The organism is Streptomyces sp. NPDC055632 (genome assembly GCF_053618675.1).
In genome coordinates, this window is the sequence record NZ_JBSHHY010000067.1 from 1 (window position 1) to 20484 (window position 20484).

Annotated in this window: 17 protein-coding genes and 1 pseudogene; 10 read left to right on the top strand and 8 right to left on the bottom strand. The window is 73.5% G+C overall.

Annotation, left to right across the window (positions count from 1 at the left end):
- Window positions 1-166: 166 nt before the first annotated feature.
- The 3 genes from ACWGSR_RS36600 to ACWGSR_RS36610 all read right to left on the bottom strand — a co-directional run bounded on the left by ACWGSR_RS36600 (window position 167) and on the right by ACWGSR_RS36610 (window position 2472).
- Complete coding sequence (locus ACWGSR_RS36600) at window positions 167-733, bottom strand: hypothetical protein (protein ID WP_453573552.1); 567 nt, start codon at window positions 731-733, stop codon at window positions 167-169.
- Between the two features lie 166 nt (window positions 734-899).
- Window positions 900-1664, bottom strand: a complete 765-nt coding sequence (locus ACWGSR_RS36605) for a bestrophin-like domain (protein ID WP_376244573.1) — start codon at window positions 1662-1664, stop codon at window positions 900-902.
- 70 nt (window positions 1665-1734) lie between these two features.
- A complete protein-coding gene (locus ACWGSR_RS36610) occupies window positions 1735-2472 on the bottom strand; it encodes a hypothetical protein (protein ID WP_453573555.1) in 738 nt (245 codons plus the stop codon).
- A 531-nt stretch (window positions 2473-3003) separates the two neighbouring features.
- Here ACWGSR_RS36610 and ACWGSR_RS36615 point away from each other — a divergent pair.
- Together ACWGSR_RS36615 and ACWGSR_RS36620 are read left to right on the top strand one after the other, a co-directional pair.
- Window positions 3004-3816, top strand: a complete 813-nt coding sequence (locus ACWGSR_RS36615) for an SAM-dependent methyltransferase (RefSeq protein ID WP_376244579.1) — start codon at window positions 3004-3006, stop codon at window positions 3814-3816.
- Entirely contained in the window at window positions 3813-5978 is a 2166-nt protein-coding gene (locus tag ACWGSR_RS36620) for a putative bifunctional diguanylate cyclase/phosphodiesterase (RefSeq protein ID WP_376244582.1), read from the top strand. Before ACWGSR_RS36615 ends, ACWGSR_RS36620 begins: the two co-directional genes overlap by 4 nt.
- Before the next feature lie 13 nt (window positions 5979-5991).
- On the opposite strand, the gene ACWGSR_RS36625 is transcribed toward ACWGSR_RS36620, so the two are convergent.
- Window positions 5992-6909: a LysR family transcriptional regulator gene (locus tag ACWGSR_RS36625; protein ID WP_376244585.1), complete on the bottom strand. Its 918-nt coding sequence runs from the start codon at window positions 6907-6909 to the stop codon at window positions 5992-5994.
- Window positions 6910-7005: 96 nt separating this feature from the next.
- Here ACWGSR_RS36625 and ACWGSR_RS36630 point away from each other — a divergent pair, with 96 nt between their 5' ends.
- From ACWGSR_RS36630 to ACWGSR_RS36660, 7 genes are all read left to right on the top strand, one after another.
- Entirely contained in the window at window positions 7006-7731 is a 726-nt protein-coding gene (locus ACWGSR_RS36630; protein WP_366378566.1) for a succinate dehydrogenase, read from the top strand.
- A 2-nt stretch (window positions 7732-7733) separates the two neighbouring features.
- Window positions 7734-9680 carry a fumarate reductase/succinate dehydrogenase flavoprotein subunit gene (locus ACWGSR_RS36635; protein ID WP_376244589.1) on the top strand — a complete coding sequence of 649 codons (1947 nt, stop codon included), beginning with the start codon at window positions 7734-7736 and terminating at the stop codon, window positions 9678-9680.
- Window positions 9677-10426 (top strand): succinate dehydrogenase/fumarate reductase iron-sulfur subunit, encoded by a 750-nt coding sequence (locus ACWGSR_RS36640; protein ID WP_376244592.1) that lies wholly within the window; start codon window positions 9677-9679, stop codon window positions 10424-10426. Before ACWGSR_RS36635 ends, ACWGSR_RS36640 begins: the two co-directional genes overlap by 4 nt.
- A 324-nt stretch (window positions 10427-10750) precedes the next feature.
- On the top strand, window positions 10751-11131 hold the full coding sequence (gene melC1 / locus ACWGSR_RS36645; RefSeq protein WP_453573561.1) for an apotyrosinase chaperone MelC1: 381 nt from the start codon (window positions 10751-10753) through the stop codon (window positions 11129-11131).
- A gap of 23 nt (window positions 11132-11154) precedes the next feature.
- Window positions 11155-11982: a tyrosinase MelC2 gene (melC2, locus tag ACWGSR_RS36650; protein ID WP_376244597.1), complete on the top strand. Its 828-nt coding sequence runs from the start codon at window positions 11155-11157 to the stop codon at window positions 11980-11982.
- 197 nt (window positions 11983-12179) lie between these two features.
- Window positions 12180-13688 carry an MFS transporter gene (locus tag ACWGSR_RS36655; RefSeq protein ID WP_376244600.1) on the top strand — a complete coding sequence of 503 codons (1509 nt, stop codon included), beginning with the start codon at window positions 12180-12182 and terminating at the stop codon, window positions 13686-13688.
- Between the two features lie 280 nt (window positions 13689-13968).
- Window positions 13969-15759 carry a lysyl oxidase family protein gene (locus tag ACWGSR_RS36660; RefSeq protein WP_453573565.1) on the top strand — a complete coding sequence of 597 codons (1791 nt, stop codon included), beginning with the start codon at window positions 13969-13971 and terminating at the stop codon, window positions 15757-15759.
- A gap of 30 nt (window positions 15760-15789) precedes the next feature.
- Here ACWGSR_RS36660 and ACWGSR_RS36665 read toward each other — a convergent pair whose 3' ends face one another.
- The 4 genes and pseudogenes from ACWGSR_RS36665 to ACWGSR_RS36680 form a co-directional block, all read right to left on the bottom strand.
- The gene (locus ACWGSR_RS36665; RefSeq protein WP_453573568.1) at window positions 15790-16491 is read right to left on the bottom strand and encodes a GNAT family N-acetyltransferase; all 702 of its coding nucleotides are present in this window, start codon (window positions 16489-16491) and stop codon (window positions 15790-15792) included.
- Between the two features lie 78 nt (window positions 16492-16569).
- Complete coding sequence (locus ACWGSR_RS36670; protein ID WP_453573571.1) at window positions 16570-17697, bottom strand: M23 family metallopeptidase; 1128 nt, start codon at window positions 17695-17697, stop codon at window positions 16570-16572.
- Window positions 17698-17960: 263 nt separating this feature from the next.
- Window positions 17961-18524: pseudogene (locus ACWGSR_RS36675) on the bottom strand (ABC transporter); the annotation flags it as partial.
- A gap of 166 nt (window positions 18525-18690) precedes the next feature.
- Window positions 18691-19713, bottom strand: coding sequence for an MsnO8 family LLM class oxidoreductase (locus ACWGSR_RS36680; RefSeq protein WP_453573574.1), 1023 nt, complete (start codon window positions 19711-19713; stop codon window positions 18691-18693).
- 220 nt (window positions 19714-19933) lie between these two features.
- Here ACWGSR_RS36680 and ACWGSR_RS36685 point away from each other — a divergent pair, with 220 nt between their 5' ends.
- Window positions 19934-20422, top strand: a complete 489-nt coding sequence (locus ACWGSR_RS36685; protein ID WP_453573577.1) for a phosphatase domain-containing protein — start codon at window positions 19934-19936, stop codon at window positions 20420-20422.
- Window positions 20423-20484 lie beyond the last annotated feature (62 nt).

Consider the following 20484-nt stretch of genomic DNA (forward strand, 5'->3'; position numbering starts at 1 on the left):
GCCGCCGCGGTGTGCCCGGCGCGGGGATCTGCCCGGCCGACCCTCCCGGCCGGCCCCCCGCGCCCGCCGCCCCGGGGGCCCCGTCAGGACCCGGGGGCGACGGGCGTCCGGGAAGGCGGAGAAGGGAACGCCCGCGTGTCGCCGCGATCCGCGCCACGCCGCCGCCTCAGTGACGTCGGGACTCGGCGGTGCGGCGGCGCACCACGTAGAAGACGCCGCCCGCGGCGGCCAGGACGAGCGCCCCGCCCGCGGCCAGTTCGACGGGACCGACCCCGTCGTCCACCGAGCCGCCGAGACCGCCCTGGACACCCCGCGGGGTGGTGAGGATCGTGGAGCGGATCGTCGGGGTGGCGGTGGCCGTGGCACCGCCGGCGATCGTCAGGTCGACGGTGTCCTGGACGCCGCCCGTGCAGTTGAACGCGACCGTGTAGACGCTGCCGGGCCGCACGTCCAGGTCCACGGTGGCGGTCGCCGTCGCCCCGGGGGCGATGACGGCGGTGTCGAAGACGCCGGCCGCGGCCGTCGCCGTGCTGGCGCAGCCGGGGGCGCTCAGGGTCACCCGGCCGCCGGGGGAGACGACCGAGGGCGAAACGACGAAATCGCCCGGGGCCTTGGCGCCCCGCGCTCGCGGGTTGGGTGCCAGGGCACCCTCCGTCGCGACGGCGAAGGGGGCGGCCAGGGCGAAGGCGGCCACCCCCAGCAGGGCAGTGGATGCGGCACGTATCGCGCGCATGGTGAATCCTCCGGGTCCCGAGGGGCAGCCGCGGGAGGGGGTTCCCGCGAAGGGCCTGCGTGCACCTCGATGCCCGAAACGCTAGGAGCGCGTCACCGGGCCCGCGATCCCAGAGGTGCGAACGGGTCATGCGTGTCCCCCGTGCGGCCCACCCGGGTGGCGCTCCTCACCCGTCGAGCCGCGGGAACAGGTCGGTGAACGGCGTTGCGGTGGCCGACATGCCCCGGCCGTACGGCGCGTCGAAGTCCCAGATGAGGAACAGCAGGAAGGCGATGAGGACGCTGAAGAGCCCGGCCAGCAGCAGTTCCCGCCCGGTCCTGCGGATCTGGAGCGTGAAGATCAGGCCGACGGTCACCAGGGCGCCGACGATCAGACCGAACCACACGACCCCGGGCATGGTCTCGCCCGCGTTCTGCCCGCGCGCGTTCCGGGCGTCGTCGGCGGCGGCCACCTGGTCCACCAGCGGCTGGTACGCCTGCCCCTCGAAGTCGTTCGCCGGCCGGTAGTCGGTGACGCTCCGCCGCACCTTCTCCAGGAGCGCGGTGCCCTCGTCGCTCAGCTCCCCGGTCTCGGACATGTGCTTCCACTCGTCGTCGACCACGTGGGAGACGTACGCGTCGACGTCGGCGCGGATGCGGTCGCGGACCTCCCGCGGATACACCTCGGCGCGGGCCGAGATCTCGTGCAGCGCCTGGGCCTCCTGCCGCACGGTCTCCTGGGCGGCCCCCCGCGCCTCCCAGACGCCGGCGATGGCCAGGCCGAGGACGATGGCGTAGATCACGCCGATCATCATCGTCATGTACTCGATGACGTCCGGGGTCTCGCTGGGGTCGTCGTCCTCGGGGATCCGGCGGTGGTTGATGACGACGATGGTGAGCACGACGGCGCAGGCCGCCGCCATCGCGAGGGACAGGACAAGCCATTCGGACACGGATTCCTCCGGTGGGATCAGTGGGATCGGTGGGATCGGTGGTTCGCCGAGCGGGGCGCGATCGGTGGGATCAGCGGGAACGGGAGCGCAGGATCGCGGTCGCCAGGACCGCCGGGGCGATGATCACCAGCGTCGTGGTGAGGACGGACGTGCCCCTCTTCGGCCGGGGCCGCGTGGCGGGGCGGTAGTGGGGGAGCGCGACGGGGGCGGCGGACGGGGGCTCCGGCCGCGCGGAGGGCGGGGGAGCGGCGGCGGACGTCGGCCCGGGCGTCGGCACGGGCTCCGGCGCCTCCGTGGCGGGCGGAGCGGGACGCGGTGCCGGCGGGGTGGTGCGCGGCGCCGGCGTCCGTACGGGTGGTGGTGTCGTCCGTACGGGAGGCGGGGGCGGGGTGGGGCGTACGGGAGGCGGCGGCACCGTCGGGACGGGCTTCGGCGGCTTCGTGGTGGGCGGGGGCGTGGGGGTCGGCGTCGGAGTCGGGGTAGGGGTAGGGGTAGGGGTCGGAGTGGGCGTGGGCGTGGGGGACGGGCACGCGGGCGGCGGTGTGTGGGTGGGCGTCGGCGTGGGCGTCGGCGTGGGTGTCGGCTTGGGTTCGTGCGGGTGCGGGTGCGGGTGCGGGTGCGGGTGCGGGTGCGGGTGCGGGTGCGGGCACGCGCCCGACCCGGTGGACGCGACCGCGGTGTGCGCACCGCCGGGGCCGGTCACGGCGTGGGCGCAGGCGTCGGCGGAGGCGGGCGCGGGGGCGGCGAGCAGCCACACCAGCGCCAGGGCCGCCAGCGGCCGCGCGAGGAGTGATCCGTACAGAGACACGCCGTCGAGCTTGATCGCGGGCGGCGTGCGCCGGGGCGGAATCCCGGCGGATTCGCCGGATGGAGGGGATCTCCCGAGGCGCGGACTTGACGTTCTATCGGACAGTAGGCGGATTCGGCGCAATGCCCGGGTATCTCCGCGCACCGCGATTCACGAGAGGAACCGTTCCGGCCGCCGGAAGAAGAACTGTCCGGTTGTCGCCCTGTCGGACGGCGCGGTCGACGGGGCATCCTGCACCGGCGACAGGGCCTCGATCGCGGCAACACCCCAGCCAGGAAAGGGCTCTGGGTCCCGCACCGGGCGAAACGGGAACCGCGACCGGAGTCGGCGCACGATCATCTGCACGTGAATGTGCACGGTCCGAAGGCGTGAAGTCGGCGTTCCGCACGCACGTGCCAATGGCGTGTGACCAAGAACGGACCGCGAATTTCCGTTTCCACTCGCCCTCTTGGCGGGCGATCAGTAGCCTCACCTCGAACACCGGCCGCGAACACATGGCCGCATCCCCACGGCGACTTGTTGGAGACATTGATGGAGCGTCCCGCCTGGGCTCCGCCGGGTATCGACATTTCGGTGCCGAGCGTGTCCCGAATGTACGACTTCTACCTGGGCGGCTCGCACAATTTCGAGGTCGACCGGGAAGCGGCCCGCAAGGCGATGGAGTTCATGCCCGGCCTGCCCAAGATCATGCAGGCGAACCGGGCGTTCATGCGGCGCGCCGTCCGCCACGCCGTTGACAACGACGTCACCCAGTTCCTGGACATCGGCTCCGGCATACCCACCTTCGGCAACGTGCACGAGGTCGCCCGCGCCGCCGACCCGGCCGCGCGGATCGTCTACGTCGACCACGACCCGGTCGCCGTCGCCCACAGCCGCGCCGTCCTGGAGGGCGTCGAGAACACCGCCGTCGTCTCCGCCGACCTGCGCAAGCCGGCCGACATCCTGCGCAGCCCCGAGGTGACCCGGCTCCTCGACCTGGAGCGGCCGGTCGCCCTCCTCCTCGTCGCCGTCCTCCACTTCCTGGAGGACCACGACCGCCCGTACGAGGCCGTCGCCGAGCTGATCGACGCCCTCGCGCCCGGCAGCCTCGTGGTCCTCACCCACGCCTCGTACGAGGGCATCCCGTTCCTGGAGGAGCAGGCCGGCGGCACCGTCGGGGTCTACCGGAACATCCGCAACCCCCTGGTGATGCGGTCGGGCGCGGAGGTCGCCCGCTTCTTCGAGGGCACCGAGCTGATCGAGCCCGGTCTCGTCCCGCTGCCCGTCTGGCGACCGGAGAGTCCGGTCGAGGAGGAGGATCCCCACACCTTCTCCGGCCTCGCAGGGGTGGGGCGCAAGGCGTGAAGGTCCCGTCCCAGCCGGCCGGGTCCGGCGCCGAGGCCGACGGCCCGGAGGACAGACTCAGGCGGTTCGTCACCATATGGAGCCGCGCGATCTTCCCGGTGACCGCCACGTCGCTCACCCGGACCGAGTTCGAGGGGCACCTGCTGCCGCTGGCCCGCACCCTGTGCGACGCCCTGCACGCCCGGCCCTTCGACACGGCACCGGCCCAGGGCGCCGGCGCGGCCCTGGTCGCCGCCCACTGCACCGACCCGGACGCGCTCGGCCGCAGCCTCGGCGTCGTCGACTCGTACCTGGTGCTCTACTGCGGTACGGAGTCGGACCTGCCGACCGAGGAGCTCCGGGCCCGCTGCGCCCGGCTCCAGCACGCCATGGCCGCCGGCTACGCCCAGGCCCTGCGCGAGCGGACCCTCGCCGAGCAGGAGGCCATCGCCCGCTCCGCGCTCGCCGCCCGCACCGCCGCCGAGATCGCCCTGCACGCCACCGAGAGCCGTTTCCGCGCGGTCTTCGACGGGGCGGCCATCGGCATCGGCATCGCCGACCTCGACGGCAACCTCCTGGAGGTCAACGAGACCCTCACCCGCATGTTCGGCGGGATGGAGGGCCGGCTGCGCAGCCGCAAGGTCAGCGAGTGGGTCCACCCGGAGGACGGGCCGCACGTCTGGAAGCTGTACGAGGAGCTGGTCCGCGGCGAGCGGGAGCACTACCGGGTCGAGAAGCCGTACTACCGGGGTGACGGAACGGTTCTGTGGACCAACCTCACCGTCTCGCTCCTCCGGGACGCCGACGGCCGCCCCCAGTACCAGCTGGCCCTCCTGGAGGACACCACCGAGCGGCGCCTGCTCCATCTGCGCCTGCGGTACGAGGCCACCCACGACGCCCTCACCGGACTGCCCAACCGCACCCTGTTCTTCGAGCGCCTGGAGAAGGCGCTCGCCCCCGGCGACAACGCCCGCTTCGGCCTCTGCTACCTGGACCTCGACGGCTTCAAGGTCATCAACGACAGCCTCGGCCACTCCACCGGCGACCGGCTCCTCGTCGAGGTCGCGGACCGGCTGCAGAGCTGTGTCACCGGGGCCAACGAGATGGTCGCCCGGCTCGGCGGGGACGAGTTCGTCGCCCTCACCACCGGCTCCGGCGGCGAGCGCGACGTCACCGACCTCGCCGACCGCATCCTCGCCGCGCTCGCCACCCCGCTCCGCATCGACGGCCGCGAGCTGACCGTGCGCGGCAGCCTCGGCGTCGTCGAGGGACCGTCGGGGGAGCGGACCCCGGCCGAGGTGCTGCGCAGCGCCGACATCACCATGTACCGGGCCAAGTCGGCGGGCGGCAACCGCTTCGAGCTCGCCGACCCCGAGGCCGACGCCCGCGCCATCACCCGGCACGGGCTCACCACGGCCCTGCCGGCCGCCCTGGAGCGCGGCGAGTTCTTCATCGAGTACCAGCCGCTCGTCCACCTCGGCGACGGCAGCGTGCACGGCGCGGAGGCGCTCGTCCGCTGGTGCCACCCGCAGCACGGTGTGCTCGGACCCGACCGCTTCATCCCGCTCGCCGAGGACACCGGCCTCATCGTGCCGCTCGGCCGCTGGGTGCTCCAGGAGGCCGTGCGCCAGGCCCGCTTCTGGCAGATCCGGCACGCCGACGGCGGCCCGCTGCGCATCAACGTCAACCTCTCCCCGACGCAGCTCCACCACCCGCGCCTGGTCGCCGACACCGTCGACGTCCTGGAGCGCTCCGGGCTCGAACCGGGCGCGCTCTGCCTGGAGGTGACCGAGTCGGCCCTGATCGGCGCCGACGAGGGCCTCCTGAAGCCGCTGCGGCAGCTCGCCGAGATGGGCGTCGACATCGCGCTCGACGACTTCGGCACCGGCTACTCGAACCTGGCCAACCTGCGGCGGCTCCCGGTGAGCGTCCTCAAGCTGGACCGTTCCTTCACCCGGGGCATGCAGCAGCACCCGGTGGACCCGGTCGACCTGAAGATCGTCGAGGGGATCGTCTCGCTCGCCCACAGCCTGGAGCTGGCGGTCACCGTCGAGGGCGTGGAGACGGGCGCGCAGGCGCGCCAGCTCCGCGAGCTCGGCTGCGACACGGCGCAGGGCTGGTACTACGCCCGCCCCGGCGCCCCGGACCGCATCCACTCCCTGCTCCTGGCGGACGCGGTGTGACGGGGGCGTAGGGTCAGACGGGCGGGCGCCCCGGTCCGACCCCCGGCCTCACCTTCCGGGAGGTCAGCAGGATCCGCTGGAGCTCCCGCGCGGCCCTCGGCGGCGCCACGTCGCTGCGGTGGGCCAGCGCGATGGTGCGGCGCAGGCCCGGCCGGGCGAGGGCCGTCACCCGCAGGTCGCGGCCGGCCCGCGCGGCGACCATCGCCGGGACCACCGCGAGCCCGAGTCCGGCCCGTACGAAACCGAGCACCGCGTCCAGCTCCCCGCCCTCGACGGTGAACGAGGGCTCGAAGCCCTCCGCCCGGCAGGCCGCCACCGTCAGCTCCCGCAGGTCGTAGCCGTGCCGGAACATCACGAGCGGCTGGTCGCGCAGGTCCGTGATCCGCACCGGTCGCCGGGGCGCCGGCTCCGAGGCGGCCGAGACCACCACCAGGTCCTCCCGGAGCAGCTCGACCGTGGTCAGGGCGGGCGACGGGGTCGGCAGCGGCAGCACCACGAGGGCCAGGTCGAGCGCCCCGCGGGCCAGCTCCCGCACGAGGTCGTGCGAGCCGCCCTCCTCGATCAGGAGCTCGATCCCCGGGTGCAGGTCGTGGAAGGCCCGCAGCACGTCCGGCAGGAGCCCCGTGCACAGGCTCGGGGTCGCGCCGAGCCGCACCCGGCCCCGCTTGAGCTGGGCCAGCTCCTGCACCTCCAGGCGGGCCGTCTCCGTGTCGGCGAGGATCCGGCGGGCCAGCGGCAGCAGGGCCTCCCCGGCGTCGGTGAGCGTGATGTTCCCCCGGGCCCGGCTGAACAGCTCCGCGCCCAGCTCCTGCTCCAGGGCCTTGATCTGCTGGGAGAGCGAGGGCTGTGAGACGTGGACCCGCTCGGCGGCCCGGGTGAAGTGCCGGGTCTCGGCCACGGCGACGAAGTAGAGGAGCTGCTGGAACTGCATGGTCCCAGCGTAGGCGATACGAATAGGGAGAGCCTATCGAGATCAGCCGGACCATGTCTTGGACCTCTCGGGCCCTTCGGCCCTAACGTCATGAACATGGCTCTGGCACCCACGGGGAACCGGACGAAGGACCGCCCGCCGTCCCCCACACCGTCCCGCGGATTCCTCTCCTCGACCCTCGGCAAGAAGACGGTCATGGCCGTCAGCGGGCTGATCATGCTCGGCTACCTCGTCGCCCACGTCGCCGGAAACCTCAAGGTCTTCTTCGGCCCCGAGGAGTTCAACGAGTACGCCCACTGGCTGCGCGTCATGGGCGCCCCGCTCCTGCACCACGAGTGGGCCCTCTGGGCCGTCCGGATCGTGCTCGTCGCCGCCGTCGTCGCCCACGCCGTCTCCGCGTACCAGCTCAGCCGCCGCGACATCGGGGCCCGCCCCGTCGGCTACGTCCACCGCCGCAGGCGGGCCTCGTACGCCACCCGCACCATGCGCTGGGGCGGGATCATCCTCGCCCTCTTCATCGTCTGGCACGTCCTCGACCTGACCACCGGCACCGTCCACACCGGCGGCTTCGAGGAGGGCAAGCCCTACCAGAACGTCGTCGACACCTTCTCCACCTGGTACGGCAACGTCATCTACATCGTCGCCATGCTCGCCGTCGGCCTCCACGTCCGCCACGGCTTCTGGAGCGCCGCCCAGACCCTGGGCGTCGGCAACGCCCGCCGCGAACGCCTCCTCAGGACCCTGGCCAACGGCCTCGCGCTCGTCCTGACCGCGGCCTTCGTCTCCATCCCCGTCGCCGTCATGACCGGAGTCGTGAGCTGACCATGAGCTTTGTCGATTACGCCGTCGGCGAGCCGATCGCCGACACCAAGGCCCCCGCCGGACCCGTCGCCGAACGCTGGGACACCCGGCGCTTCGAGGCGAAGCTGGTCAACCCCGCCAACCGCCGCAAGCACCGGATCATCGTCGTCGGCACCGGCCTGGCCGGTGGCTCCGCCGGCGCCACCCTGGCCGAGCAGGGCTACCACGTCGTCCAGTTCTGCTACCAGGACTCCCCGCGCCGCGCCCACTCCATCGCCGCCCAGGGCGGCATCAACGCCGCCAAGAACTACCGCAACGACGGCGACTCGGTGCACCGCCTCTTCTACGACACCGTCAAGGGCGGCGACTTCCGGGCCCGCGAGTCCAACGTCCACCGCCTCGCCCAGATCTCCGTCGAGATCATCGACCAGTGCGTCGCCCAGGGCGTCCCCTTCGCCCGCGAGTACGGCGGCCTCCTCGACACCCGCTCCTTCGGCGGCGTCCAGGTCTCCCGCACCTTCTACGCCCGCGGCCAGACCGGACAGCAGCTCCTCCTCGGCGCCTACCAGGCGCTCTCCCGGCAGATCGCCGCCGGACACGTCGAGATGCACCCCCGTACGGAGATGCTCGACCTGATCGTCGTCGACGGGCGGGCCCGGGGCATCGTCGCCCGCGACCTGATCACCGGCGCGATCTCCACCCACTACGCCGACGCCGTCGTCCTGGCCTCCGGCGGCTACGGGAACGTCTTCTACCTGTCGACGAACGCGATGAACTCCAACGCCACCGCCGTCTGGCGGGCCCACCGGCGCGGCGCGTACTTCGCCAACCCCTGCTTCACCCAGATCCACCCCACCTGCATCCCGCGCACCGGCGACCACCAGTCGAAGCTGACCCTGATGAGTGAGTCGCTGCGCAACGACGGACGCATCTGGGTGCCGAAGGCCGAGGGCGACACCCGTCCGGCCGCCGAGATCCCCGAGGAGGAGCGCGACTACTACCTGGAGCGCATCTACCCCTCCTTCGGCAACCTCGTCCCCCGCGACATCGCCTCCCGCGCCGCCAAGAACGTCTGCGACGAGGGACGCGGCGTCGGCCCCGGCGGCCAGGGCGTCTACCTGGACTTCGCCGACGCCATCCGGCGGATGGGCCGCAAGGCCGTCGAGGAGAAGTACGGCAACCTCTTCGACATGTACGAGCGGATCACCGCGGAGAACCCGTACGAGGTCCCCATGCGGATCTACCCCGCCGTGCACTACACGATGGGCGGGCTCTGGGTCGACTACGACCTCCAGACCACCGTCCCCGGCCTCTTCGCGATCGGCGAGGCCAACTTCTCCGACCACGGGGCCAACCGGCTCGGCGCCTCCGCCCTCATGCAGGGCCTGGCCGACGGCTACTTCGTCCTGCCCGCCACCATCAACGACTACCTCGCCCGCCACCCGCACGCCGAACCGGTCACCGACGACCACCCGGCCGTCCGCGAGGTCCTCGCCGAGACCGGGGACCGGCTGAACCTGCTGCTCTCCGTCGACGGCGACCGCACCCCCGACTCCTTCCACCGCGAACTCGGCGAACTCATGTGGGAGCACTGCGGCATGGCCCGCACCGAGGAGGGGCTGCGCAAGGCCCTCGCCCGCATCCCCGAGATCCGCGAGGAGTTCTGGCGCCGGATCAAGGTCCCCGGCACCGGCGAGGAGTTCAACCAGTCCCTGGAGCGGGCCAACCGGATCGTCGACTACCTGGAGCTCGCCGAGCTGATGTGCCTCGACGCGCTCCACCGCGCCGAGTCCTGCGGCGGCCACTTCCGCGCGGAGTCCCAGACCCCCGACGGCGAGGCCGCCCGCCGCGACGAGGAGTTCTCCTACGCGGCGGCCTGGGAGTTCACCGCCCCGGACCGCGCCCCCGTCCTCCACAAGGAGGAACTGGCCTTCGAGTACGTCCACCCCACCCAGCGGAGCTACGCATGAAGCTCAACCTGCGCGTCTGGCGCCAGCGGAACGCCGACGCCGACGGCGCCATGGCCACCTACGAGGTGGACGGCATCTCGCCGGACATGTCGTTCCTGGAGATGCTCGACACCCTCAACGAGGAACTCACCCTGCGCGGCGAGGACCCCGTGGCCTTCGACCACGACTGCCGCGAGGGCATCTGCGGCGCGTGCAGCCTCGTCATCAACGGCGACGCCCACGGCCCCGAGCGCACCACGACCTGCCAGCTCCACATGCGCTCCTTCCGCGACGGCGACACCATCGACGTCGAGCCCTGGCGCGCCTCCGCCTTCCCCGTGGTCAAGGACCTGGTGGTCGACCGCTCCGCCTTCGACCGCGTCATCCAGGCCGGCGGCTACATCACCGTCCCCACGGGCTCGGCGCCCGAGGCCCACGCCACGCCGGTCCCCAAGGCCGACGCGGACTCCGCCTTCGAGCACGCCGAGTGCATCGGCTGCGGCGCGTGCGTGGCGGCCTGCCCCAACGGCTCGGCCATGCTCTTCACCTCGGCCAAGGTCAACCACCTCAACGTGCTGCCGCAGGGCTCCCCGGAGCGCGAGACCCGGGTCCTCGACATGGTGGCCCAGATGGACGCGGAGGGCTTCGGCGGCTGCACCCTGACGGGCGAGTGCGCGACGGCCTGCCCGAAGGGGATCCCGCTGCCGTCGATCTCGGCGATGAACCGGGAGTGGCTGCGGGCCCGGCGCAAGGCGGGCCGCGGCTGAGGCGGGCCGCGGCTGAGGCCGGCCGCGGCTGAGGCCGGATCCGGACAATCCGAGGGCGTGGGCTCCGCCACACGCGGCACCCCGGCGCGAAAGATCATTCACAAAATGATCATCTTCTCCGTAAGATCTTCGCTCCGGGGTGCTTTCGCGCGCTGGAACAGCAAGATCAACTCTGTTCAAAACTGCACTTTCCGTGACGAGTTGACCACTTCGCGGCCAACCGTCCGACGTCGATTTCCGCCGCGCCCCTACTCCCGGGTACTGATGACCCCTGCCGGGGGCATATGACCAAACCCCCGGTCGCACAGACCACTTGGGGGTTCCATGTCCAGCATCACCCGCCGCCGGGCTCTCGGCGTCGCGGCAGGCGCCGCGGGCGCCGTGGCGGTCCTCGCACGGACGGGGCCGGCCGGGGCCGCCGCCCCCCGCGCCGCCGCCACCGACCCGGCCTCCTTCGACGAGGTCTACCAGGGCCGCCGCATACGGGGCGGCCCCGCGCACGGCGGCGGCCACCGCGGGGGACACCACGGCGGCGGCTACACCGTCACCGTCGACGGCCGGGAACTGCACGTCATGCGGAACGCCGACGGCACCTGGATCAGCGTGATCCACCACTACGAGCCCGTCGCCGCGCCCAGGGAGCTGGCCCGCGCGGCCGTCCGCGAACTCCGCGGCGCCCCGCTCGTCCCCCTCGCCCTCGGCTGACCGATCCAGGAGCAGGCACCACCATGACCGTACGCAAGAACCAGGCCGCCCTCACCGCCGACGAGAAGCGGCGCTTCGTCGACGCCCTCCTGGAGCTCAAGCGCTCCGGGCGGTACGACGCCTTCGTCACCACGCACAACGCCTTCATCATGGGCGACACCGACGACGGCGACCGCGTCGGCCACCGCTCGCCGTCCTTCCTGCCCTGGCACCGCCGCTTCCTCCTGGAGTTCGAAGCGGCCCTGAAGTCCGTCGACGCGACCGTCACCCTGCCCTACTGGGACTGGACCGCCGACCGCACCTCCCGCTCCTCGCTGTGGGCGCCCGACTTCCTCGGCGGCACCGGCCGCGCCCGCGACGGCCAGGTCACCGACGGCCCCTTCGCCCGGGCCGGCAACCGCTGGCCGATCACCGTCCGCGTCGACGGGCGCGACTTCCTCCGGCGCGACCTCGGCGCCGGCGGCCGGCAGCTCCCCACCCGCGCCGAGGTCGACTCCGTCCTCGCCATGGAGACCTATGACACGGCCCCCTGGAACAGCGCCTCCGACGGCTTCCGCAACCACCTGGAGGGCTGGCGCGGGGTGAACCTCCACAACCGCGTCCACGTCTGGGTCGGCGGCCAGATGGCCACCGGCGTCTCGCCCAACGACCCCGTCTTCTGGCTGCACCACGCCTTCGTCGACAAGCTGTGGGCCGACTGGCAGGCCCGCCACCCCGGCTCGCCCTACCTGCCGGCCGCGGGCACCCGGAACGTCGTGGACCTCCGCGACACCATGCGCCCGTGGAACGACGTGACCCCGGCGGACATGCTGGACCACACGCCCCACTACACCTTCGACACGGCGGCCTGACGGCCCCGGACCGCCTCCCCGCCCGGGTGCCCCGCACGGGCACCCGGGCATTTGCCCACATCAACGGATGATCGAGGGGAAAAGGAGGAATCGGGAGGCCGCGCTCCGGGTACCCGGGTCTTCGCAGGCCGGGAGGCGCGCACGACCCGTGTCGCGCGCCGTCCACCGGGCCGCACCCGAGGGAACCAGGAGGACACGTGACCCGGCAAGAGGCGGCGCAGAACCCGCACGGGCAGCAGGACGAACCGGACCCGAACCGGTGGAAGGCGCTCGGCGTCTGCCTCGTGGCGGGGTTCATGACCCTGCTCGACGTGTCGATCGTGAACGTCGCGCTGCCCTCGATCCGCTCCGGCCTCGACACCCCGGAGTCGGACCTCCAGTGGGTGCTCTCCGGGTACGCGCTCGCCTTCGGGCTCTTCCTCATCCCGGCCGGACGCCTCGGCGACGCGCGCGGCCGGCGCAGCGTCTTCATCGTCGGCCTCGCGCTCTTCACGCTCGCCTCGGCCTCCTGCGGAGCCGCCCAGACGAGCACCTGGCTGGTGGTCTCGCGGCTGGCCCAGGGAGTGGCCGGCGGCCTCGTCTCGCCCCAGATCTCCGCGCTCATCCAGCAGATGTTCCGGGGCTCCGAGCGCGGCCGGGCCTTCGGCATGTTCGGCACCGTCGTCGGCATCTCCACTGCCGTCGGCCCCCTCCTCGGCGGCCTCCTGATCCAGACGGCGGGCCCCGAGGAGGGCTGGCGCTGGGTCTTCTACGTCAACCTCCCGATCGGGGTCGTGTGCCTGCTGCTCGCCCGGCGCCTGCTCCCCGACACCCCGAACGCCGAGCCGGTACGGCTCCGCCGCCTCGACCCGGTCGGCGTGCTGCTGCTCGGCGCGGCCGTGCTCGCCCTGCTGCTGCCCTTCGTCCAGTCCCAGCAGTGGCCCGGGAACGGCAAGTACCTGCTCGTCCCCGTCTCCGCCCTGCTCCTCGCGGTCTTCGTGTGGTGGGAGCGCCGCTGCGCCCGCTCGGGCAACGAACCCCTCATCGAACTGGAACTCTTCCGGGTCCGGTCCTACTGGCTCGGCTCGCTCCTCATCCTGCTCTACTTCGCGGGCTTCACCTCGATCTTCTTCGTCAGCACGCTCTACCTCCAGAGCGGACTGCACTACACCGCGCTCCAGGCCGGGCTCACCATCACCCCCTTCGCCCTGGGCTCGGGGATCGCGGCCGGGATCGGCGGCCGGCTCGTGGACCGCTTCGGCCGGCCGCTGGTGGTGGCGGGCCTGGCGATGGTGGCGATCGGCCTCGCCGGGACGGCGTTCGCCGTGCACCAGGTGCCCGGCAGGGGAGCGGGCTGGGCCATGCTCGCCCCGCTGCTCCTCGCGGGACTCGGCAGCGGCCTGGTGATCGCCCCGAACCAGACCCTCACCCTCTCCGAGGTGCCGGTGCGCCGCGCGGGCAGCGCCGGCGGCACCCTGCAGACCGGCCAGCGGGTCGGCTCGGCAGTCGGCATCGCCGCGGTCGGCTCCGTCTTCTTCGGCCAGGTCGCCCAGGACGGCTGGGCCACCGCCTACGACCACGGCCTCCTCGTCTCGATCGCCTTCGTCGGGGCCGCGCTCGCCGTCGCCGTCGCCGACGTGGTGGCGGGCCGCCGGGCCGCGGCGCGGGACGAAGCCGCCCCGCACGACGAGCCGGCTTCCCGCGACGGGGCCGCCCCGCGCCGCTGAGCCGGTCGGCCGGGCGCGACCGGCCCGTTCCGTACGACCCGACCGGCCCGTTCCGTACGACCCGGCCGCCCCGCGCCGCCGCTCCCTCCGCCTCCCCCGCAGCGGCGTTATTCGGCCAACATCCTGACGATTTCGGCACCCCGGACAACCGGGCGCCGGATCCCCTCCTCTCACCGCACGGACGCAGCGAGTGCCTCCCGCCGCGCCGGACGGACGTTCCGTCCCGCCGGACCGGGGCCCGCCGTCCGCCCCTTCCCACAGCGTCGAGAACGAGGGACCGATGACCACTACGCGCACCACTCGGCTGCGGCGGCCGCTGCTCGCCGGCACCACGGCCGTCGCCGCCATGGCCGTGACGGCCGGCTTCATGGCCGCCTCGCCGGAGCAGGCGACGGCCGCGACCGGGCCGAAGCTGAGCCTCGTCGCGGCGACCGGCTCGGTCACGCTCACCTCCTGGAAGGAGGAGCCGGGCGTCTACCTGGACCTGGGCACCTACCTGACCGCGGAGGGGACGCCGCTGGAGCTCAAGGTGACCCGGAAGTCCTACAAGGACCCGGTCGTCGTCACCCAGACCGTGTACGAGGGCGGCAAGGCCAAGGCCAAGGTGCTGCCCCAGGGCACCGTGAAGGACTTCTCCGGGCTGCCCGGCTTCGCCGAGATCACCCTCACCGACAAGGCGGGCAAGAAGGTCGTCAGCCGTACGGAGAGCTTCTGCCCGAACAACGCCAGCGGACGGATCCGGCCCGACGCGCCCTCCACCTCGAAGTATCCGGAGAGCTGCCCCACCAACCCCTTCACCCTCGGCTCCGTGTGGGGCGTCGAGAAGGGGTGGGCCTCCAACACCTACGCCGGTTCCTACACCCAGCCGGTGAAGCTCGCCGCCGGCACGTACACGGCCAGGGTCGGGGTCGCCAAGAAGTACCGGGACCTCTTCGGCATCGCCGACAAGCCCGCGACGGTGAAGGTGACCGTCCAGGAGCGCAGCTGGGAGGAGGGCAACGGACTCGCCGCCGCCCGCTCGGCCGCCGCCGGGGAGCACGCCGGGCACGGCACGGCCGGGGAGCACGCCGGGCACGGCGCCGCCCACCAGGCCCCCGCCGGGCACGCGCACGGACCGGTGAAGCCCGTCCAGGCCGGCGCGCCGGAGACCAGCGGCGCCACCCCCTCGTACAACGTGGGCCACGGACCGCTGAAGGCCGCACCCCCGGCCCTGCCCTGGGCCCTGAAGAAGCAGCAGGCCGCCCTCGCCGGGGCGCAGGGCGCCGACGCGGCCGGGGCGCGGACCGGCGACGCGACCGGGCAGACCGACGGCTCGCGCAAGGCGCCCGCCCTCGTGCCGGCCGCCAAGCGGCCCACCGGCAAGGCCTCCGTCCCGGACGTCCCCAAGCCCGACCTGCGGTCCCTGCCGGCGTACGGCATCACCATCAGCGACGGCACGGAGAACATCCCCGGCAAGGACTACCTCGCCTTCAGCGCCAACGTGTGGAACGCCGGACCGGCCCAGCTCGTGGTGGACGGCTTCCGCTCGCCCGGCAAGGCGAAGATGGACGCCTACCAGTACTTCTACGACGCCAAGGGCAAGCAGGTCGGCTACACCCCGACCGGCACCATGGAGTGGGACCCGCGCCCCGGCCACGTCCACTGGCACTTCACCGACTTCGCCAGCTACCGGCTCCTGAAGGCCGACAAGAAGGAGGCGGTCCGCAGCGGCAAGGAGGCCTTCTGCCTGGCCAACACCGACGCCGTCGACTACACGGTGAAGAACGCCAACTGGCACCCGTTCAACACCGACCTGGCCACCGCCTGCGGCCAGGAGAACTCGATCTCCGTCCGCGAGGTCCTCGACGTCGGCTCCGGCGACACCTACACCCAGGACCTGCCGGGGCAGTCCTTCGACATCACGGACGTGCCCAACGGCACCTACTACATCCAGGTCCTGGCCAACCCGGCCAAGCGGCTGAAGGAGACCAACCTCGACAACAACAGCGCCCTGCGCAAGGTCGTCCTCGGCGGCAAGCCGGGGAAGCGGACCGTGACGGTCCCGGCGCACGACCTGGTGAACGCGAACTGACCGCGGACACCGCGCACGCCGGGGGAGCGGTCACGGGGTGCGGAAGCCCCGGAAGGTCACGTGCCCGCGGCTGGTGAAGCCGAGCCGCTCGTAGAGCGCGATCGCCGCCGTGTTCTTCTCGGCGACGTGCAGGAAGGGGCGCTCGCCCCGGGCCAGGACCCGGTCGGCGAGCGCGCCCACCAGGCGGGCGGCGTGCCCCCGCCCGCGTACCTCGGGATCCGTGCAGACGGCGCTGATCTCGGTCCAGCCCGGCGGCCGGAGCCGTTCGCCCGCCATGGCGACCAGCCGGCCGCCGTCGCGGATCCCGAGGTAGGTGCCGAGTTCGCGGGTGCGCGGCCAGAACGGCCCCGGCTGCGTGCGCGCGATCAGGTCGAGCATCTCGGGCACGTCGGCCGCGCCGAGTTCGACCACACCGGCGGCGTCGGCGCCGGAGGTTTCGCCGCCGGACCAGAGCATCTGCCGGCCTTCGAGCACGAAGACCGGCTCCCAGTCCGGCGGCGGAACGGCCGGACAGCTGAACATGTCGGCGAAGGCGTCACGGCCGAGGAGCCGCGCGAGGTCGGCCCAGTCCGCCGCGTCCGCGTCGGCGGGTATCGCCGAGAAGGTCGCGACCTCCGGCAGGTACGTGGCGGCCCGGCCGTGCCGGCGGCCGAGCTCCGCGTGACGGCCGCGCAGCGACTCGCCCACCGGGTCGTCGAGCACCGCGAGGCCGTCGCCCCCGTCGTTCGTCATCGTCTGTCGCCTTTCCTCGGGACCGCCGCCACTGTTCCACAGGGCCCGGGGAGCGCCGCCGAGGGGTCCGGGATCCGGTCAGCCGGTGCGGTTGTAGATCGCCGTGCCGGGGCAGGCGGTGACGCCGAGGCGGGCGCCGCAGCCGGAGTACTGGGCGGAGCCGTTCCACCACGTCCAGCCGCCGATGGTGCGGCCGTTCAGCCAGGTGTACTGGCCGACGTAGTCGGCGTCGTAGGTGCGCAGGCTCCAGTGCACGTGGGCCCCGGTCGCGGAACCGCCGGCGCAGGTGTCGGTGCCGATGCTGCCGAGCAGGGCGCTGCGGGCGATCGACGTCCCGTTGTAGTAGGTCGTGTTCCGCATGTGGTAGTAGTCCGTGGAGAAGCCGCCGGGGTGGATCACCCGGGTCCAGCCGCCGCCGGCGCCGCACATCGAGGTCGCCGTGCCATCGCGGGAGGAGCGGACCAGACCGCCGGCGTTGCCGCCGGCGAAGTCGAGGGCGCTCCAGTGGCCGGACCCGCTGTCGTGGGCGTGCGGACCGCCGGTCAGGGTCATGTAGTAGTCCGGCATCCAGGGCAGCAGGAGTCCGTTGACGTTGGCCTGGGCCCCGGCGGGCGAGAACTGTTCCGGATGCGCGTCCAGGGGCCGCGTCCGCGTCCGGGGCGCCGCCGCGCGCTCGGCGTACGCCGTCATGGTCCGCCGTTCCGCCGCGCCGACCAGCGGGGACTCGGCCACGTGGTCGGCGAACTCGCGGTCGCCCTCCAGGCCCGAGACCCATCGCCCGTTCTCGCGGTGGGCGAGGTAGAGCCAGCCCTCCGGCGCGCCGTGCCGTGCGCGCGAGGCCTCGACGTAGGCGACGCCGCGGGCCCAGTCGCGCGAGACGGTGCGCACGTCGACGACCACCTTGCGGCCCTCGGCGGCGAGCTTGCCGACGGCGGTCGCCGGGGCGAGGCCCCCGGCGTCGTGGGACCGGGAGAGGACGTCGGCGGAGACGGCGTCCACCAGCGCCGCGCGGTCGGTGCCGAGGCGGTCGGCGACGCCGGCCGGCATCTTCACGGTGACGCCGGCGGACGGCGACCCGGCGACGGTCGCGGAGGCCGCGGTCGTGGCCGGGGCCGAGGGGGGCGTCGGCGCCGAAGGGGCGGCGGCCAGCAGGCCGGTGACGGCGAGGGCGGTGACGGCGATTCTCGCGGGGAGGCCGGAGAGCACGGGCGGTGTTCCTTTCGCGGGGGAGAGGGCCCGCCGGAGGACGGGCGCCGGTGCGGTGCGGTGCCGGTGTGGTGCCGGAGCGAGCGGAAACAGGCGGGAACCCGGGGGAGGCGAGAGCGCGAAGCGCGTCCGCGCACGACATGACCCCCCGCCACTTGTCGTGTACCTGCCCGAGTCTGGCGTTCCTTGTCAACGCGCGTCAACCGTGTCAAGGCGTCGTCATTGATCGGCCCAATGACGGTGGCCGGCCCCGTTCGATCCCCTCGCCGCCGCCGCCGCTGCCACGCGCCGGGCCAGGCGGCGACGGCTCCCTGACGGATCGACAGGTCCGGATCGGGTACGAGCAGTTCCTCGCTCGTCTCGTGGATCCGCCCGAGCCCGTGGCACGAAGGGCAGGCTCCCGCCGCCGTGTTGGGGGAGAAGGCGTCGGAGTCCAGCCGCTCGGCCCCCTCCGGGTAGCGGCCGGCCCGCGAGAACAGCATCCGCAGCGAGTTGGACAGGGTGGTGACCGTGCCGACGGACGAGCGGGCGTTCGGGGACGACCGGCGCTGCTCCAGGGAGACCGCCGGCGGCAGTCCGGTGATCTCGCCGACCGAGGGCGCCCCCACCTGGTGGATCAGCCGCCGCGCGTACGGCGCCACCGACTCGAAGTAGCGCCGCTGCGCCTCGGCGTAGACCGTGCCGAAGGCGAGCGACGACTTGCCGGAGCCGGAGACCCCGGTGAAGACGACGAGCGCGTCCCGGGGGATGTCGACGTCGACCCCCGCGAGATTGTGCTCACGGGCACCGCGGACGCGGACGTACGGATCGTGGGGGCTGTCGTGCATGATCCGATTTTATGCGCTATCCGGTGGTTGCTCCGGTCGGGTGCGGCCGGACGGGCCTTGCGGGAGGGCGCGGCCTGAGGGGCTTTTCGAGCGGGTGCGGCCGGAAGGGTCCTGGGGGAGCGCGCGGGCCGGCCAGGCCTTTCGGGAGGGTGCGGCCGGACGGGCCTCAGGGGAGGGCCCGGGGCGTCAGCCCCACCGCCCGTGCCAGCCGCCGGTACGACGCGCTCAGCGCCTCCCGGTCGTACGTGCTCGTGGTCACCAGGACCTCCTGCGCCCCGGTCTCCCCGACCGCCCGCTCCAGGGCCTCGGCCACCTGCTCCTCCGTGCCGTGCACGTGGCCCCGGAGCCCCGCCTCGTAGAAGCCGCGCTGCTTCTCCGTCATCGCCAGCGCCTCGATCCGCTCCGGCGCGTCGAGCGGCGGGAAGACGCCCCGGGTGCGCGAGTACGCCATCGCCCACGCCTCCGGGACGAGCAGCCGCCGGGCCTCCTCCTCGGTGGCGGCCACCGCGACCGTCCCGGCGACGACCACGTACGGCTCGGCGGCCCACCGGGACGGGCGGAAGCCGGTCCGGTACGCGTCGACGGCGGCCAGCAGCCGGTCCCGGCCGCGCAGGTCGCCGACGACCAGCGGCAGACCGGCCGCCGCCGCGATCGACGCGCCCTCGCCGGTCGCGAGGACGAAGGGCGGGACCCGCAGGCCCTCGGCGGGCCGCGCGTGCACCTGGGGGTGGGCCGTCTGCTCGCCGGTGAACCAGCCGAGGAGTTCGGCGAGCTGCTCCCCGAACCGGTCGGCGTCGTCCTTGTCCCGGCCCAGGGCCCGGCGGACGCCGTCGGTGAAGCCCACCGAGCGGCCGACGCCCATGTCGATCCGGCCGGGGAACAGGGACTCCAGGACGCCGAACTGCTCGGCCACGACCAGGGGGCGGTGGTTCGGGAGCATCACCCCGCCCGTGCCGACGCGGACGGCGGAGGTCGCGGCGGCGACGGCCGCGGCGAGGACCGTGGGCGCCGATCCCGCGACCCCGGGCACCCCGTGGTGCTCCGACACCCAGAAGCGGTGGTAGCCGAGGGCCTCGGCCTCCCGGGCGAGGCGCACGGTCTCGCGCAGCGCGTGGGAGGCGTCCTCGCCCTCCCGGGTGCGGGAGCGGTCGAGGACGGAGAAGCGGACGTCGTCGGGGAAGCTGCTCACGGAGGGTTCAACGCCGTGGAGTGCGAGGGATTCCCGGCCGTCGCGCCGGGAGGCCCCGCCCCGGCCCTCACCCGCTGCTCCGGAGGGGACTCCGCCTCCGGTCTCCGCCCGCTGCCCCGGAGGGGACGCCGCCCCCGGTCTCCACCCCCCGCCCCGGAGGGGACTCCCCCGTTCCCCGGCCGCCCCTCCCGGCGAGTGCCCCGCCTCCTACCCTGGCCCCGTGACACAGGACAACAGGCCCCTCGCCGTCTTCGACCTCGACAACACCCTCGCCGCGACCGCGCACCGCCAGCACTTCCTGGAGCGGAGGCCCAAGGACTGGAGCGCGTTCTTCGCGGCGGCGCCCGACGACCCGCCGCTGGAGGAGGGCGTCGCGCTGTGCCGCGAGGCGGCCGGGGAGTGCGAGGTCGTCTACCTCACCGGGCGGCCGGAGCGGTGCCGCCGCGCGACCGTGGACTGGCTGGCGGAGCAGGGGCTTCCCGCCGGGCCGGTCCACATGCGGCGCGACCGCGACTTCCGGCCGGCCCGGGTGACCAAGGTGGAGGTCCTGCGCCGGCTCGCAGCCGACCGGACGGTGCGGATGCTGGTCGACGACGACGCGCAGGTCTGCGACGCGGCGGAGGCCGCCGGGTTCACCGTCGTACGGGCCCGCTGGGCGGCCCCCTCCGAGGCGCTGAGGGAGGCGCAGGAGGAGGAGGGCCGGACCTGACGCCGCCGCGGCGGAGCCGGGTCCCGGGACCTCACGGCCTTCCGGACCCGACGGGTCCGGAA